The organism is Rathayibacter sp. AY1D1, assembly GCF_002932635.1.
Lineage (GTDB): Bacteria > Actinomycetota > Actinomycetes > Actinomycetales > Microbacteriaceae > Rathayibacter.
This window is the reverse complement of the sequence record NZ_PSVY01000002.1, coordinates 35,651-51,649: the sequence shown is the minus strand read 5'-3', so window position 1 is coordinate 51,649 and position 15,999 is coordinate 35,651. Positions and strand designations below refer to the sequence as shown.

Sequence of the window (15,999 nt, the reverse complement as noted above, 5' to 3'; positions counted from 1 at the left end):
CCGGACCGGATCAGCGGCGACGGCGACGGCGACGGGTGGTCGGGGCGGGGGCGGGTTCGGGCTCGACGTCGTCGGAGTCCTCGTCGTCCGAGTCGTCGTCCGGGTCGTCGTCGTCGGAGTCGTCCGAGTCCTCGTCGTCCGAGTCGTCGCCGTCGGAATCGTCGTCCGAGTCGTCGTCGTCGTCGACCGGATCGTCGTCGTCGTCCGAGTCGTCCTCGTCCTCGTCGGAGTCGTCGTCCGACTCGTCGTCGAGGTCGTCTTCCTCGGCGTCCTCGAGCTCGTCGTCGTCCGCGTCCTCGACCTCCTCGCCGAGCGCGTCCTGCGCGGTCTGGTAGTCGGCGAGACGCACGGACCACGGCACCCAGTCCGGAGCGAGGACCGCGCCCTCGCCCGGCAGCAGCTCGACCTCCAGGACGTTCACGTCCTCGGTCTCGTCGATCCGGGACAGCGTCGCCGTCCACAGCCAACCCGGGTACCCGCGCATGAGGTTCGCGAACTGCAGCGACACGACGTGCTCGCCCTGCGCCAGAGTCGTGACCAGCTCGCCGATCGTCCCCTCGGGGGCGATCTCGGCGAGCGCGGCGCGCGCGACATCGAGAGACCCGGCAAGCACGGCGTCCGCCTCGTAGACGGGCTCGGGAGCCTCGTCCGCGGCGGCCTCGTCCGCCTCCCCCGTGGAAGCGTCGTCGTCGGCTGACGTCGCGTCCGCCGCCGGTGCGCCATCGGCCTCGGAAGGTTCGTCCATGACGAGGGCGGAATCCTCAGCAGAAGTCGCATCCTCAGCAGGAGCCGAGTCGTCAGCAGGAGCCAGGTCCTGAGCAGGAGCCGAGTCCTCAGGTGTTCCCGCGTCGTCAGCAGGAGTCGAGTTGTCAGCAGGAGCCGCGTTCTCAGCAGGAGCCGGCACTGCAGCAGAAGCCGTGCCCGAGCCGAAGACTCCCGCCTCCGCGGCGACGTCGTCGGCCGGAGGAGTCTCCTCCGCAGAGGCGGAGTCCTCGCCAGAAGCCTCGGTCACCGGGAGGGCCGCGTCGCTCTCACCCTCGCCGGAGGGAGCCTCGTCGACAGGAGCCGCCTGGTCAGCGTCGGTCTCCTCGTCGGCTCCGCGCGCGTCCTCAGCGGAGGAGTCAGAATCGGCGGGAGTCGCGTCAGGCTCGGCGCCGGAGTCGCTCTCTCCCGAGGACTGCTCCACGCGAGCGTCCTCCGGGGTCGGAGCGGCGACGGTCTCCTCGACCGGGCCCTGCTCGTCGGTCGTGCCGTCGGCGTCAGGCATCCAGCTCGTCCGCAACCCGGCGCAGGAGCGCCGCGATCGTGCGCCCGTGCGCCTTGTCGGGGTAGCGGCCGCGCTTGAGCCCCGCGCCGATCCCGTCGAGCAGCTTGACCGTGTCCTCCACGATCACGGACATGTCGTCCGCGGACTTCCGGTTGAGCTTCACCAGGCTCGGCGGGGCGTCGAGGACGCGCGCCGAGAGCGCCTGCGCCCCGCGCTTGCCGTCGGCGATGCCGAACTCGAGTCGGGTGCCGGCCTTGACCGCGGTCCCGGAGGGCAGCGCGGAAGCGTGCAGGAAGACCTCCTGGCCGTCATCAGTGCTGATGAAGCCGAAGCCCTTCTCCTCGTCGTAGAACTTGACCTTGCCGGTAGGCATGCAGACCCCTCCTGGAAATGAAGCAGCCATCAGTTTAGTCGACCGGGGCCGCCCTATCCTTGACGGGTGAAGCCACAGGAGCCGGCGGGCGTCGGACGCGCGGAGCGCACGCTCGCCTACATGTTCATCGCGATCATCGTCGTGACGGTCCTCGCGTTCCTCGCGATCCTGGTCGCCCCCGCGCTCGGTATCCGCGAGTACGCCGGCCCGTTCTGGCAGTTCGTCTTCGCCGTGCCGCTGGTGGGCCTGCCCATCGCGTTCCTCATGATGATCGCGATGCTCATCGTGGGGGTCCGGCGCCGCCGCGCGCAGTCCTGATCGGACGCGGTCTCCTCCTGCCGCACCGCCTTTCGTCAGGCGTTCCCCGCCGCCGAGCCGGCACCGAGCGCCCGGACAACCGACTCCCAGACTCCGTACAGCCGACGGCCAGATACTGTCCTGCATGGACGGACCCCGCATTCTCATCGTCGACGACGAGCCCAACATCAGAGACCTGCTCACCACGAGCCTCCGCTTCGCCGGCTTCGCCGTGCGTGCGGTCGGCAACGGGGCCCAGGCCATCTCGGCGGTCCTCGAGGAGGAGCCGGACCTGATCATCCTCGACGTGATGCTCCCCGACATGAACGGGTTCGGCGTGACCAAGCGCCTCCGCTCGGCCGGGTACACCTCCCCCATCCTCTTCCTCACGGCGAAGGACGACACCGAGGACAAGATCACGGGCCTCACCGTCGGCGGTGACGACTACGTCACGAAGCCGTTCAGCCTCGACGAGATCGTCGCGCGCATCAAGGCGATCCTCCGCCGCACCATGCACGCCGAGGAGGACGCGGTCATCCGGGCCGGCGAGCTGACGATGGACCAGGACACGCACGAGGTCCTCGTCGGCGACGAGCCGGTTGAGCTCAGCCCCACCGAGTTCAAGCTGCTCCGCTACCTGATGCTCAACCCGAACCGGGTGCTCAGCAAGGCGCAGATCCTAGACCACGTCTGGGAGTACGACTTCAACGGCGATGCGGGCATCGTCGAGTCCTACATCTCGTACCTGCGACGTAAGCTCGACACGCATTCGGAGGAATCGCTCATCCAGACCAAGCGAGGATTCGGATACATGCTGAAGGTCGCGAAGGCCTAGCCTCCGCCACCTCGGCGCCACCTCCCGCCGGAGGCACGGCGCCCGTCGATCCCGAGGGAGTTCCACCGCCATGCACCAGGGTCTGGCCGAGCGGTGGAACTCCATCTCGTTGCGCACGAAGATCACCGCGGTCACGGTCCTCCTGCTCACGCTGGGACTCCTCGTCTCCGGGATCGGGACGATGACGATGCTGAAGCCGCAGCTCGTCGCCCAGCTCGACGCACAGCTGGCCGACCAGGTCCAGCGGACGGCGAGCGACCTCTCCGTCAACGACCTGGCCGCGATCGACGAGTCCAAGGCCGATTTCGGCGCCGTCTACGACCAGTACGGCACGCTCGACAACACGAACGCGTCCGGCGCGGCCGACCCCGCCTTCCCGCAGACCTTCACCCTCGAGCAGGCGCTGCAGGGCGGCGACAAGCCGATGGAGATCTGGAGCTCCAACGGCAAGGTCGAGTACCACGTCATGTCGACGGTGTTCACGAGGGGCACCGAGTACCAGACGCTCCTGCTCGCGGTGTCGACCCGCAGCGTCGACGTCATCATGACGACGTACCTCACGATCTTCCTCGGCTTCGGAGTCGCGATCGTCGTGATCGGCGCACTCCTCACCCGCCTGCTGGTCACCACCACCTTCGCCCCGCTGCGCGAGGTCGAGCAGACCGCCGCCGCCATCGCCGACGGCGACTTCAGCCAGCGCCTGGACGGCACGACACCCAACACCGAGGTCGGACGCCTCAACCGCTCCCTGAACGCGATGCTCGGGCGGATCGACTCCGCCTTCCGCGACCGCGCCCGCACGATCGACCAGATGCGCCGCTTCGTCGGCGACGCCAGCCACGAGCTGCGCACCCCGCTGGTCTCCGTCCGCGGCTACGCCGAGCTGTACCGGATGGGCGCTCTGCAGACGCCCGAGGCCGTCGGCCAGGCGATGGAGCGCATCGAGAAGGAGGCGATCCGGATGGGCGGCCTGGTCGAGGACCTTCTCGAGCTCGCCCGCCTCGACGAGACGAAGCCTCTCGCACTCGCGCCTGTCGATCTGATGCCGCTCGCCCGCGACGCCGCGATGGACGCGATGGCCTCCTGGCCCGACCGCGACTTCGGCGTCGAGACCCGCGACGACACCCCCGTGGAGACGCCCGCGCTCGAGCCCGACGAGGCCGGCGCCTCCGCCACTCAGACCATGGAGCTGACGAACCCCGGGCTCACCGGCCCGATCGCCGCGGCAGGAGCGAGGCTCGCCCGATTCCGCCGGCGTCCGCGCCGGGTCAACGCCGAGGAGATCGCCGCCGGCACCGCCACCGCCCCCGAGGAGCCGGGCGTGCCCGCGATGGTGATGGCGGAGGAGAACAAGATCCGCCAGGTCCTGACGAACCTGATCGGCAACGCCGTCCGCTACACGCCCGAGGACACTCCGATCGAGATCGGCGTCGCCGTCGACCGCTCCCGCCGCCTCGCCCTGCTGGAGGTCATCGACCACGGCGAGGGCATCCCGCCGCAGATCCGCGAGAAGATCTTCCAGCGCTTCTGGCGCGCGGACACGTCGCGGACCCGCGAGACCGGCGGCAGCGGCCTCGGACTGGCGATCGTGTCCTCGATCGTCGCCGCGCACAAGGGCCGCGTGGACGTCGTCGAGACGCCGGGCGGAGGCGCGACCTTCCGCGTCGCGCTGCCGCTGCTCACGGTCGGCCAGAACGGCGAGACCTCCCCCGCCTCGGTCTGATCCGCACCGCGGTCCGTCCTTCCTCGGGGGCCCCTTCGGTCCGGGCTCTCCCGTCGACGTCCGCGAGCGGCACGGATCGATCCGCCCGGGGCGACCGTGACCTCGCGCACCCGGCGCTCACGGCCGCGCGCAGCTCACTCTCTCCTCTTGGGGACCACCGGGCGGCGACCCCGCCCGGACCGCTGGAGATGAGACCCGACGCTCGACGGATGCCGCGTCACCGGATCCTGCGGGATCGCCGTCCGCATCCGTTCGGCCGACGACATCTCCGCCCCGACCCCGGACGTCGCGTCCCGCACCGGCGCCTTCCACGCGCTTCTGGTGCCGGTGTCCGCTGAGGAGACCGAGGCGGCGCGGAGGGCGGTGCCACCGCAGGAGGACCGCCGTTCTGATCGCGGGGCCGGTCCACGACCGCCTGCCGGTCGGGTCCCCCGCTGCTCGCTCAGATGCCTCCGGAAACGCAGAAGGCGGCTCCCCCGGAGGGGAACCGCCTTCTGCGTGATGGGGGGCCTGGACTAGAAGTCCATGCCTCCGGTGGGGTCGCCGCCCGCGGCGACCGGGTTCTTCTCGGGCTTGTCGGCGACGACGGCCTCCGTGGTGAGGAAGAGACCGGCGATCGACGCCGCGTTCTGCAGAGCGGAGCGCGTGACCTTGACCGGGTCGATGATGCCCGCGGCGATGAGGTCGACGTACTCGCCGGTCGCGGCGTTGAGGCCGTGTCCGGTGGGCAGCTCGCGGACCTTCGCAGCGACGACGCCGGGCTCCATGCCCGCGTTGAGGGCGATCTGCTTGAGCGGGGCGTCGATGGCGACCTTGACGATGTTCGCGCCGGTCGCCTCGTCTCCGACGAGCTCGAGCTTCTCGAAGGCGAGCTTGCCGGCCTGGATGAGGGCGACGCCACCACCGGCGACGATGCCCTCCTCGACGGCGGCCTTCGCGTTGCGGACGGCGTCCTCGATGCGGTGCTTGCGCTCCTTGAGCTCGACCTCGGTCGCCGCTCCGGCCTTGATGACCGCGACGCCGCCGGCGAGCTTCGCGAGGCGCTCCTGGAGCTTCTCGCGGTCGTAGTCGCTGTCGGTGTTCTCGATCTCGCCGCGGATCTGCGCGACGCGGCCGGCGATGGCCTCGGCGTCGCCGGCACCCTCGACGATCGTGGTCTCGTCCTTGGTGATGACGACCTTGCGGGCCGAGCCGAGCAGGTCGAGGGTGACGTTCTCGAGCTTGAGGCCGACCTCCTCGGAGATGACCTGGCCGCCGGTGAGGATCGCGATGTCCTGGAGCTGCGCCTTGCGACGGTCGCCGAAGCCGGGGGCCTTGACGGCGACCGACTTGAAGATGCCGCGGATCTTGTTGACGACCAGGGTCGCCAGCGCCTCGCCGTCGACGTCCTCGGCGATGATCAGCAGCTGCTTGCCCGCCTGGATCACCTTGTCGACGACCGGGAGCAGGTCCTTGATGTTCGAGACCTTGGAGTTGACGATGAGGATGTAGGGGTCCTCGAACACCGCCTCCTGACGGTCGGGGTCGGTCACGAAGTACTGCGACAGGTAGCCCTTGTCGAAGCGCATGCCCTCGGTGAGCTCGAGCTCGGTGCCGAAGGTGTTCGACTCCTCGACGGTGACGACGCCCTCCTTGCCGACCTTGTCGATCGCCTCGGCGATGATCGCGCCGATCTCGGGGTCCGCAGCGGAGATGGAGGCGGTCGCCGCGATCTCCTCCTTGGTCTCGATCGCCTTCGCGCCGGCGATGAGCTCGGCGGTGACGGCCTTGACGGCCTTCTCGATGCCCTTCTTGAGGCTGATCGGGTCGGCGCCGGCCGCGACGTTGCGCAGGCCCTCGCGGACGAGCGCCTGAGCGAGGACGGTCGCGGTGGTGGTTCCGTCGCCGGCGACGTCGTCGGTCTTCTTGGCGACCTCCTTGACGAGCTCGGCGCCGATCTTCTCGTACGGCTCGTCGAGCTCGATCTCCTTGGCGATGGAGACGCCGTCGTTCGTGATGGTGGGAGCGCCCCACTTCTTCTCGAGGACGACGTTGCGGCCGCGCGGGCCGAGGGTCACCTTGACCGCGTCGGCCAGAGTGTTGAGTCCACGCTCGAGGCCGCGGCGGGCTTCTTCGTCAAAAGCAATGATCTTGGCCATGTGTGTTTCTCGTCCCTCCCGGACGTCGTGAAATGTCTGTGCTGGCACTCGACCGGAGCGAGTGCCAAGGTCGATTCTGGCACTCGCGGTGGACGAGTGCAAGCGACCGGCACGCGGTCCGACACGAAGGAGCCGCCGCCCGCACGAGGCGGACGACGGCTCCTGTGAGGCTCGGCGGTCAGGCCGGGCGGACCGATTCGGCCTGGGGGCCCTTCGACCCCGTGCCGACCTCGAACGCGACCTGCTGCCCCTCCTCGAGGACCTTGTACCCCGACATGTCGATCGCGGAGTAGTGGACGAAGACGTCCTGTCCGCCGCCGTCGACCGTGATGAAGCCGTAGCCCTTCTCAGCGTTGAACCACTTGACGGTTCCGTTCGCCATCTCTGTACTCCCCAGTGCTGTGATGCCCGCGGCACGAGCGATGTGCTGGTGCCTGGTCAGGAATACTAATCCGGCTGTCGGCCCCGGGAGGGGCTGGAAAGGGCCTCGCGGGGAAGAGTTGCCCGGGATTCAACACGGAGGAAACGTGCCCGTAACAGAGGGCCCCGATCAGCCCTGCTCGGAGGCGTAATCGGCCCCCAGGACCACGACGACGGAGCCCGTCTCGACGAAGTCCTGCGAGAGCAGGACGGTCCCCGTTCCGAGCGAGTCGACGAGACCGAGGGCCGCTCCCTCGAGCGCTGGGTCGGTGTAGTAGACGGTCGTGGCGGCGATGTCCTCGGTGTTCGCGTTCGCGACGGTCGGGACGCTCCATCCGGCCGTCGTCAGGGCGTCGCCGGCGCTGGCGGCGAGTCCGACGGTGGCGGTGCCGTTGAGGATGGCGACGGCGAGCTCGGGATCGAGCGTCGCGGCAGCGGTCGGAGTCGCCTCCGCGGTCGCGGTGGGCGGAGTGAACACGTCTGTGAACTGCACCCGGTCGTCGATGACCAGCAGCCCGATGAAGCCGAGCAGGACGATGACTCCGGTGGCGAGCGCGGCCCAGGCGAGGGCGACGGCGCGGGCGTGAGGGGCCGGCGGCCGGCGGTGGGCGCCGACGCGCGCCTCCGTCGCCGGGACCTCGTCGAAGCGGTCTCTCGGGTGCGTGTTCGACATCGGGGGTACGGCCGGCCTTCCGTTGGTGGACTCGAGCAGCTCGTCTACTCGAGGCGCCCGAGGCGTCGCGAGGCGCGGGCGCCGGCGCGCTGGTCGCGGATGCGCTGCAGCCGCGTGACGAGCATCGGGTCGTGCGCGAGGGCGGCCGGAGAGGCGAGCACCGCGCTGAGCACCTGATAATAGCGGGCGGCCGACAGTCCGAACTGGGAGCGGATGGCGTCGTCCTTGTCCCCGGAGCGGGCCGTCCACTCGCGCTCGAAGGCGAGCACCCGCAGCTCGCGCTCGGACAGACCGGTGCCCGGCCTCGGGTCCGTCGTCCTGCTCATCCCCCCAGGGTAGGCAGGCGCGATGCCACCGCAGGGGAGGCGCTCCGAACGGCTCGTGACCGCGTCGCGGCGTGCCGGCGGGGAGTCTCCTCCAGAGCCCGTGGAGGCGGAATGGAGCCGTCGTCCCGGGGGTTGGACCAGGTGGAGGGGCGCGACCGCCCCCGTACACTGACGAGGATTCCGAGGGAGACCCATGTCGTCGTATTCCGTGAACAAGTCCGACGCCGAGTGGCGCGAGGAGCTCGACCGCGACCAGTACGCGGTCCTGCGCGAAGCGGCCACCGAGCGCCCGTGGACCGGCGAGCTGCTCGACGAGCACCGCTCCGGCCTCTACACCTGTGCCGCCTGCAGCGCCGAGCTCTTCAAGAGCGGCACCAAGTTCGACTCCGGCTGCGGCTGGCCGAGCTTCTACGAGTCCGTGAACCCGGACGCGGTCCAGCTGATCGAGGACAGCACCCTCGGCATGGTCCGCACCGAGGTCCGCTGCGCGAACTGCGGATCCCACCTGGGACACGTCTTCCCGGACGGCTTCGGCACGCCCACCGGCGACCGCTACTGCATGAACTCGATCGCCCTGAACTTCCAGGCCGAGGGCGAGTGACCGTGTCCTCCTCCCCCGTGCTCGAGGCCGTCCTCGCGCGCCGATCGCGCTCGAAGGTGACGCCGGAGGCTCCGGGGCACGACGAGATCGCGGCGTTCGTCTCGGCGGCGTCGCGTCTCGCCGATCACAGCTCGCTGCGCCCGTGGCGGGTCATCGAGATCCGCGGCGCCGCCCGCGACCGGGTCGGCCGCAGCTTCGCGGTCGCCTCGGGGGCGAAGAAGGACCCGCGGAAGTACATCGAGAAGACGCACCGCGCCTCCCTGCTGCTGGCCGTCGTGGTCAGCGTCAAGAAGTCGAAGGTGCCGGCCTGGGAGCAGGAGGCCGTCGCCTCGGGCGTCGCCCACCTCCTGAGCCTGCTGCTCGACGAGGCGGGCTGGGGTGTCTTCTGGCGCACCGGCTCCTACACGCGCGACAAGGCCGTGCGGAAGGCGCATCGCCTCGAGAAGGGCGAGGAGCTGCTCGGCTGGCTCTACGTCGGCCGTCCCGACGGGAAGATCGGCGGCCCCAAGCGTCCCGCTCCCGCCGAGCGGCACCTCAGCATCCTCGAACCGTGAGACGCGGCGGGCCCCGATCCGGGCGGATCCGGGGCCCGCGATAGGGTGGCCGGGCGCGCGAGTGCACCTGCCGACGTGGCGCAATTGGTAGCGCACCCGACTTGTAATCGGGCGGTTACGGGTTCAAGTCCCGTCGTCGGCTCAGGAGAGAAGAAGGCCCCGACCGCTGTGTGCGGTCGGGGCCTTCTGCATGCGCGGGGCTCCTGCGCGTCCGGGGCTCAGCCCGCGGCGGCCGGAGTGGGCTCGGAGGAGGCCGGAGCCTCGGTGGAGACCGGGGCGTCGCTGGGAGCGGGGGTCTCGGTCGACGCGGGCGTCTCGGTCGACGCGGGGGCCTCGGTCGAGGCGGGCGTGTCACTCGGCGCCGGGGTCTCGGAGGAGGTGGGCGCGGGAGTCGCCGACGAGTAGGAGTCGGCGGCGGCCGAGAGCACGAAGGAGCTGAAGGCGTCCGGGTCGGTCAGCGAGCCCGAGTACGCCTCGCCGTTGACCAGGACGGTCGGGGTGCCCGTGACAGCGGGCACGTCCGTGCCGGGCAGCGGACCCGAGGTGGCGCGCTCGGTCGCGGCGCGGACCCAGCTCACGAAGCTCTGGTCGTCGATGCAGGTGTTCACGGCCGCCGTGTCCTCGACGCCCGCCTGCGAGGCGTAGTCCTTCAACTGGTCGTCCGAGAGTCCGTCTGTCCCCTCCGCCGGCTGGTTGGCGAACAGCAGGGAGTTGAAGTCGAAGAAGGAGTCGGGCGAGCGGTCCGCGACGCACGCGGCGGCGTTGGCCGAGCGCTCCGAGTACTTGGTTCCGTTGGAGCGGGTCGTGAGGATGGCGATCGGGTGGATCTCGACCGTCGCGGCACCGCTGGTCACCCACTCCTTGATCTGGTCGCCGTTGGTCTTCTCGAACTGGCCGCAGTAGGGGCAGAGGTAGTCGAGGTAGACCCGGATGTCGACCGTGCCGGCCGAGGTGTCGAGCGCGCTGGGGGTGGGCGTCCCGTCGGCGGCGACGGCACCGCTCGTCTGCGCGACCATGTTCTCGCCGATGACGACACCGTCGCTCGCCATGTTCGCCGGGCCCGGGCCCGCGGGGCGGATGCTCGAGGTGACGGCGAAGACCACGATCACGACGACCGCGATCACGACGGCGGCGAGCCCGCCCTGCAGGGCGAAGCGGCTCACGCGGTCGCGGCGCTTCTGCTGCTCGCGCAGGCGGCGCGCCTTCTCTCGGGCGGCCTCTCGTCGCTGGTTCTTCGAGAGACGGTCGTTGGCTCCGCCGGTGGTCATGACAAGAACGCTCCGAATGAGAGAGGGGGAAGAAGGGGGTCGCCGGGCGCGACTCGCCGGAATCCTACGCGCGAGCCCTGGGAAACCTCCAAACGACGGATACGCGGTGCCCGACCGACGACTGTCGGCCCCGTGGCATACTGTGACGGTTGGTCGGAGTCGCCCACGCGATGATGACCATCACTTCCATTCACTCGGATCGTCCGGCACGTACCTGCCGGTGAAGGAGCAAGAACAATGGCGTCCGTAACTTTCGACCACGCGTCCCGCGTCTACCCCGGGGCCACTCGTGCCTCCGTCGACAAGCTCAACCTCGAGGTGGGCGACGGCGAGTTCCTCGTCCTCGTCGGCCCCTCCGGCTGCGGCAAGTCCACCTCCCTGCGCATGCTCGCCGGCCTCGAGGAGGTCAACGAGGGCCGCATCCTCATCGGCGACCGCAACGTCACGGACGTTCCGCCGAAGGACCGCGACATCGCGATGGTCTTCCAGAACTACGCGCTGTACCCGCACATGTCGGTCGCCGAGAACATGGGCTTCGCGCTCAAGATCGCCGGCGTCAACAAGGACGAGCGCGCCGCGCGGGTCCTCGAGGCCGCGAAGATGCTCGACCTCGAGCCCTACCTGAACCGCAAGCCGAAGGCGCTCTCCGGTGGCCAGCGCCAGCGCGTCGCGATGGGCCGCGCCATCGTCCGCAAGCCCCAGGTCTTCCTCATGGACGAGCCGCTGTCGAACCTCGACGCCAAGCTCCGCGTGTCCACCCGCACCCAGATCGGCACGCTGCAGCGCCGCCTGGGCATCACCACGGTCTACGTCACCCACGACCAGACCGAGGCGCTCACCATGGGCGACCGCATCGCGGTCCTCAAGGACGGCCTCCTCCAGCAGGTCGGCTCGCCCCGCGACCTGTACGAGAACCCGAACAACGTCTTCGTGGCCGGCTTCATCGGCTCGCCCGCGATGAACCTCTTCCACGCGGACGTCACCGACGGCGGCGTCAAGTTCGGCGACACCGTCCTCCCGATCGCCCGCGAGGCGCTCGCGAAGACGAGCCAGAAGGTCGTCACGCTCGGCGTGCGCCCGGAGGACGTCACCGTCTCGACCCAGCCCGGCGGACTGCCGATCGAGGTCGACCTCATCGAGGAGCTCGGCTCGGACGGCTACCTCTACGGCCACACCGAGGTCGAGGGCCGCCGCACCGACATCGTCGCGCGCGTCGACGGCCGCGTGCACCCGACCGCGGGCGACCGCGTGTACGTGACCGCGAACCACCGCGTGCACATCTTCGACGCGGAGTCGGGCGAGCGCCTCTCCTGAGCCTCCTCCTGCACCGCACGCTGCCGCCGTCCCCTCCAGGGCGGCGGCAGCGTCGTCTGCGGCTCCCCCACCGTCCGACACGCGACACGAACGGCGCACCATGTCCGGCTCCCTGAACATCACCTCGGCCACCGTCGACCCGGCCCTGCTCGACCTGCCGTGGAACCTGCGGCTCGACGACTGGCCCGACGAGTACATCGCCGCCCTGCCGAAGGGCATCTCGCGGCACACGGTCCGTTTCGCCCACCTCTCCGGTCACGTCGTCGCCGTCAAGGAGACGACCGCCGAGATGTCGCGGCGCGAGTACGAGATGCTGAAGACGCTGCAGCGCCTCGACGTGCCGTGCGTGGTGCCGGGCGCGGTGATCACGAACCGCACCGACGACGAGGGCGAGGCCCTGCCCGCCGTGCTGGTCACCCGTCACCTCAAGTTCTCGCTCCCCTACCGGGCGCTCTTCTCGCAGACGCTGCGGCCGGACACGGCGACCCGTCTGGTCGACGCGCTGGCGCTCCTCCTGGTCCGCCTGCACGTGATCGGCTTCTTCTGGGGCGACGTGTCCCTTTCGAACACCCTCTTCCGGCGCGATGCCGGCGCCTTCGCCGCCTACCTGGTCGATGCGGAGACCGGGCAGCTCTACTCGGGCGGCCTCTCGAACGGCCAGCGCGAGAACGATCTGGAGATCGCCCGCGTCAACATCGCCGGCGAGCTGCTCGACCTCGAGGCCGGCGGTCGCGTCGACGACGACCTCGATCCGATCACGGTCTCCGACGGCATCGTCGCGGCGTACCGCAGCCTCTGGAAGGAGCTGACCGGTGCCGAGTCGTTCGCGACCTCGGAGCGCTGGCGGATCAACGACCGCGTGAACCGGCTGAACGAGCTGGGCTTCGACATCGAGGAGCTCGCGATCAAGACCGACGAGGCCGGGTCCACGGTGCGGATCCAGCCGAAGGTGGTCGACGCCGGCCACCACCAGCGGCGGCTGCTCCGTCTCACCGGGCTGGACGCGCAGGAGAACCAGGCGCGGCGCCTGCTCAACGACCTCGACTCGTACACGGCGACCTACGACAAGCAGGGCCTGGACGAGGAGATGGTGGCGCACGAGTGGCTGGCGCAGGTGTTCGAGCCGGTCATCCGCTCGATCCCCCGTGATCTCAAGGGCCGCCTGGAGCCGGCCGAGATGTTCCACCAGCTGCTCGAGCACCGATGGTTCATGTCGCAGCAGCAGGCGCGCGACGTCCCCCTGGCGGAGGCGGTCACCGCCTACGTGAACGACATCCTGCGTCACCGCCGCGACGAGGCGACGGTCATCGCTCCTCCCACCGAGGCGCTGACCCTCCCGAACCTCGTCCTCGACGAGTCCGGCGACGCCGAGCTCACCGACGAGGACGCCGACGTCGACTGGACGAAGAACGTCTGACCCCCCACCACCGCAAGAGGGCCCGCGCTGTCAGCACGGGCCCTCTTCGCATCCCCCCGGCTCGCTCGCCGCAGGCGGCGCACTCGGTCCGCTCGCCGCAGGCGGCGCACTCGGTCCGCTCGCCGCAGGCGGCGCCCCTGTCCGCTCGCCGAAGGCGGCGCCCCTGACATCCAGACCTGGAGCGCGGGTGCCGGCGCGGTGAGCTGCAAGGCGGAGGAGGAAGCGATACCGGCGGTATCGCGCCCGACGACAACGCCGCAGATCGCCGTGCCGGCGCCCGCGCTACTCGGAGGCGGAGCGGAGTTTGGAGATCTCGTAGAGCGCGACCGACGCCGCGATCCCGGCGTTGAGGGATTCGGTGGCGGAGCTGATCGGAATGGAGACGACGGCGTCGCACTGCTCGGTGACGAGGCGGGAGAGGCCCTTGCCCTCGCTGCCGACGACGACGAGGAGCGGCCGGTCGGCGAGTTCGAGGCCGGGCAGCATCACGTCGCCGTCGCCGTCGAGTCCGATGACGAAGACGCCGGCGCGCTTGAAGTCCTTGATCATGGCGGTGAGGTTGGACGCCATCGCGACGGGGATGCGCGCGGCGGCTCCGGCGGAGGTCTTCCAGGCGGCGGAGTTGAGGCCCACGGAGCGGCGCTGCGGGACGATGACGCCCTGGCCGCCGAACGCGGCGACGGAGCGGATGATCGCTCCGAGGTTGCGCGGGTCGGTGATGCCGTCGAGGGCGACGAGGAGGGGGACCGCTCCGCGGGAGACGCTGCGCTCGAGCAGGTCGCTCGGGTGGGCGTACTCGTAGGGCGGCACCTTCAGCACGAGGCCCTGGTGCACGGAGTCGGGGCCGGCGAGGCGGTCGAGCTCCGGGCGCATGACCTCGAGCACGGGAAGGCCGCGGGCGGTGGCGATCTTGAGCGCCTCCTTGACCCGGTCGTCCATCTCGATGCGGGTCGCGAGGTAGAGGGTGGTGGCCGGGATGCTGGCGCGCAACGCCTCGAGGACCGAGTTCCGGCCCGTCACCATCTCGAAGTCGTCGCCGCTCTTGGGCTTGCGCGACGGAGCGGGGCGCCCCTGTCCGCGGGCGGCCGCGGAGAGGGCTCCGCCGGGGCGGCCCTTGCCGCCTGCGGCGACGAAGCGCTCGCGCGCGAGCTTCGCCTTGCCTGCGGGGTGGTAGGGCCGGTCCTCGGCCTTGGGCGTGGGCTTCTTGCCCTCGAGGGCCTGACGGCCCTGACCGCCGGAACCGACGGCCTTGCCCTTGCTCTTCTTTCGGACCGCTCCGGGGCGGCCGGGCTTATTCGCCATCGAGACTCCAATGCGCACCCGTCTGGGTGTCTTCGATCGTGATTCCCGCCGCGGCGAGATCGGTTCGGATGCGGTCGGCGCTCGCCCAGTCGCGCTGCTCGCGCGCGGTCTGGCGTTCGGCGACCAGGCGGTCGACCAGCACGCTGAGCGCGCGGTACGAGGGTTCGTCGTCGGAGCGCGCCCACTCGGGCGCCTCCGGGTCGATGCCGAGCACGGCCGCCATCGCGAGCACCTGGGTGCGCAGGGCCGAGACGGAGCCGAGGTCCTCGGCGTCGAGGGCGGCGTTGCCGGCGCGCACGGTCTCGTGCAGGACGCCGATGGCCTGCGGGACGGACAGGTCGTCGTCCATCGCCTCGGCGAACTCCTCCGGAACCACCGGCTCGCCGAGCGCGGCGAACCGCGTGCCGTCGAGGCGGCGGCGGGAGCGCTCGAGGAAGCCCTCGATCCGCTCCAGCGCCGCTTCGGCCTCCTCGAGGGCCCCGTCGTGGAACTCGAGGGTGGAGCGGTAGTGGGCCGAGCCGAGGTAGTAGCGGACGACGAGCGGGCGGGCCGCCTCGAGCAGCTCGGAGGCGAACACCGAGTTGCCGAGCGACTTGCTCATCTTCTGGCCGATGACGGACACGAGGCCGTTGTGCAGCCAGTAGCTGGCGAAGGCGTGGCCGGCGGCGCTGGACTGGGCGAGCTCGTTCTCGTGGTGGGGGAAGCGCAGGTCGAGCCCGCCGCCGTGGATGTCGAACTGGGTGCCGAGGTACTTCGTCGACATCGCGGAGCACTCGATGTGCCAGCCGGGGCGCCCGGCGCCCCACGGCGAGGCCCAGGCGGCCGACTCGGGCTCCTCCGCCTTGGCGCCCTTCCAGAGAGCGAAGTCGTGCGGGTCGCGCTTGCCGCGCGGGTCGGCGTCGGTCGCCGCCTCCATGCTCTCGAGGCGCTGGTGGGTGAGCGAGCCGTAGTCCGGCCAGGACCGCGTGTCGAAGTAGACGTCGCCGGAGTCGTCGGGCGCCGGGTAGGCGTGACCGCGCTCGATCAGGATCTGGATGAGGGTGATCATCTCGGCGATGCTCGCGGTCGCGCGCGGCTCGTAGGTCGGCGGGAGGATGCCGAGGGCCGTGTACGCGGCGGTGAACTCGAGCTCGACGCGGTAGGCGAGCGCCCACCACTGCTCGACCGGCGCGCCCTCGGGCACCCGACGCCGCGCGTCCTCGGCGATGGCGAGGATCTTGTCGTCGATGTCGGTGACGTTGCGCACCAGGGTGACCTGGAAGCCGCGGTACGCCAGCCAGCGGCGCAGCTGGTCGTAGGCGAGGGCGGAGCGCAGGTGCCCGATGTGGGGCGAGGACTGAACGGTGGGTCCGCAGACGTACATCCCGACCTCGTTCTCGCGGAGGGGGACGAAATCGACGAGGGCCTGGGCCTTCGAGTCATGCAGTCGCAGAGTCACGCGGGCGAGTTTACCGGGCGGACCGCTCCCGGCCGGGTCGGCGGCTCCGCCCG

The 15,999-nt window shown here is 70.5% G+C and carries 16 protein-coding genes and 1 tRNA gene; 8 read left to right on the top strand and 9 right to left on the bottom strand.

Annotated elements, in window-relative coordinates; genetic code table 11:
- Positions 1-10: 10 nt before the first annotated feature.
- Together C5C56_RS01910 and C5C56_RS01905 are read right to left on the bottom strand one after the other, a co-directional pair.
- Positions 11-1,267 (bottom strand): DUF3027 domain-containing protein, encoded by a 1,257-nt coding sequence (locus tag C5C56_RS01910; protein ID WP_104319023.1) that lies wholly within the window; start codon positions 1,265-1,267, stop codon positions 11-13.
- Complete coding sequence (locus C5C56_RS01905) at positions 1,260-1,640, bottom strand: cold-shock protein (protein ID WP_104224602.1); 381 nt, start codon at positions 1,638-1,640, stop codon at positions 1,260-1,262. The genes C5C56_RS01910 and C5C56_RS01905 overlap by 8 nt, the downstream gene beginning before the upstream one ends.
- Before the next feature lie 66 nt (positions 1,641-1,706).
- Here C5C56_RS01905 and C5C56_RS01900 point away from each other — a divergent pair, with 66 nt between their 5' ends.
- From C5C56_RS01900 to C5C56_RS01890, 3 genes are all read left to right on the top strand, one after another.
- A complete protein-coding gene (locus tag C5C56_RS01900; RefSeq protein WP_244229474.1) occupies positions 1,707-1,958 on the top strand; it encodes a hypothetical protein in 252 nt (83 codons plus the stop codon).
- Positions 1,959-2,082: 124 nt separating this feature from the next.
- Complete coding sequence (locus C5C56_RS01895; RefSeq protein ID WP_055787731.1) at positions 2,083-2,772, top strand: response regulator transcription factor; 690 nt, start codon at positions 2,083-2,085, stop codon at positions 2,770-2,772.
- Between the two features lie 70 nt (positions 2,773-2,842).
- Positions 2,843-4,495, top strand: a complete 1,653-nt coding sequence (locus C5C56_RS01890) for a HAMP domain-containing sensor histidine kinase (RefSeq protein WP_104224601.1) — start codon at positions 2,843-2,845, stop codon at positions 4,493-4,495.
- 515 nt (positions 4,496-5,010) lie between these two features.
- Here C5C56_RS01890 and groL read toward each other — a convergent pair.
- The 4 genes from groL to C5C56_RS01870 all read right to left on the bottom strand — a co-directional run bounded on the left by groL (position 5,011) and on the right by C5C56_RS01870 (position 8,052).
- A complete protein-coding gene (gene groL / locus C5C56_RS01885) occupies positions 5,011-6,633 on the bottom strand; it encodes a chaperonin GroEL (protein ID WP_104224600.1) in 1,623 nt (540 codons plus the stop codon).
- Positions 6,634-6,811: 178 nt separating this feature from the next.
- Entirely contained in the window at positions 6,812-7,015 is a 204-nt protein-coding gene (locus C5C56_RS01880) for a cold-shock protein (protein WP_104224599.1), read from the bottom strand.
- 168 nt (positions 7,016-7,183) lie between these two features.
- Positions 7,184-7,726, bottom strand: a complete 543-nt coding sequence (locus C5C56_RS01875) for a LytR C-terminal domain-containing protein (protein WP_104319022.1) — start codon at positions 7,724-7,726, stop codon at positions 7,184-7,186.
- A gap of 44 nt (positions 7,727-7,770) precedes the next feature.
- Positions 7,771-8,052, bottom strand: a complete 282-nt coding sequence (locus C5C56_RS01870; protein ID WP_104224597.1) for a DUF3263 domain-containing protein — start codon at positions 8,050-8,052, stop codon at positions 7,771-7,773.
- Between the two features lie 193 nt (positions 8,053-8,245).
- Here C5C56_RS01870 and msrB point away from each other — a divergent pair, with 193 nt between their 5' ends.
- From msrB to C5C56_RS01855, 3 genes are all read left to right on the top strand, one after another.
- A complete protein-coding gene (gene msrB, locus C5C56_RS01865; RefSeq protein WP_104224596.1) occupies positions 8,246-8,653 on the top strand; it encodes a peptide-methionine (R)-S-oxide reductase MsrB in 408 nt (135 codons plus the stop codon).
- Positions 8,650-9,207, top strand: a complete 558-nt coding sequence (locus tag C5C56_RS01860; protein ID WP_104226480.1) for a nitroreductase family protein — start codon at positions 8,650-8,652, stop codon at positions 9,205-9,207. The genes msrB and C5C56_RS01860 overlap by 4 nt, the downstream gene beginning before the upstream one ends.
- Before the next feature lie 69 nt (positions 9,208-9,276).
- Positions 9,277-9,349, top strand: a tRNA-Thr gene (locus C5C56_RS01855).
- A gap of 76 nt (positions 9,350-9,425) precedes the next feature.
- Here C5C56_RS01855 and C5C56_RS01850 read toward each other — a convergent pair.
- Positions 9,426-10,475: a thioredoxin domain-containing protein gene (locus C5C56_RS01850; protein WP_104224594.1), complete on the bottom strand. Its 1,050-nt coding sequence runs from the start codon at positions 10,473-10,475 to the stop codon at positions 9,426-9,428.
- A gap of 237 nt (positions 10,476-10,712) precedes the next feature.
- Between C5C56_RS01850 and C5C56_RS01845 the strand changes: the two genes are divergently transcribed.
- Both C5C56_RS01845 and C5C56_RS01840 read left to right on the top strand, forming a co-directional pair.
- Entirely contained in the window at positions 10,713-11,789 is a 1,077-nt protein-coding gene (locus C5C56_RS01845) for an ABC transporter ATP-binding protein (RefSeq protein ID WP_104224593.1), read from the top strand.
- Between the two features lie 100 nt (positions 11,790-11,889).
- Positions 11,890-13,206, top strand: a complete 1,317-nt coding sequence (locus tag C5C56_RS01840; RefSeq protein WP_104226481.1) for a DUF4032 domain-containing protein — start codon at positions 11,890-11,892, stop codon at positions 13,204-13,206.
- A 282-nt stretch (positions 13,207-13,488) separates the two neighbouring features.
- On the opposite strand, the gene rlmB is transcribed toward C5C56_RS01840, so the two are convergent.
- Together rlmB and cysS are read right to left on the bottom strand one after the other, a co-directional pair.
- Entirely contained in the window at positions 13,489-14,508 is a 1,020-nt protein-coding gene (gene rlmB / locus C5C56_RS01835) for a 23S rRNA (guanosine(2251)-2'-O)-methyltransferase RlmB (protein WP_104224591.1), read from the bottom strand.
- On the bottom strand, positions 14,498-15,946 hold the full coding sequence (cysS, locus tag C5C56_RS01830) for a cysteine--tRNA ligase (protein WP_104319021.1): 1,449 nt from the start codon (positions 15,944-15,946) through the stop codon (positions 14,498-14,500). The genes rlmB and cysS overlap by 11 nt, the downstream gene beginning before the upstream one ends.
- Positions 15,947-15,999: the final 53 nt, after the last annotated feature.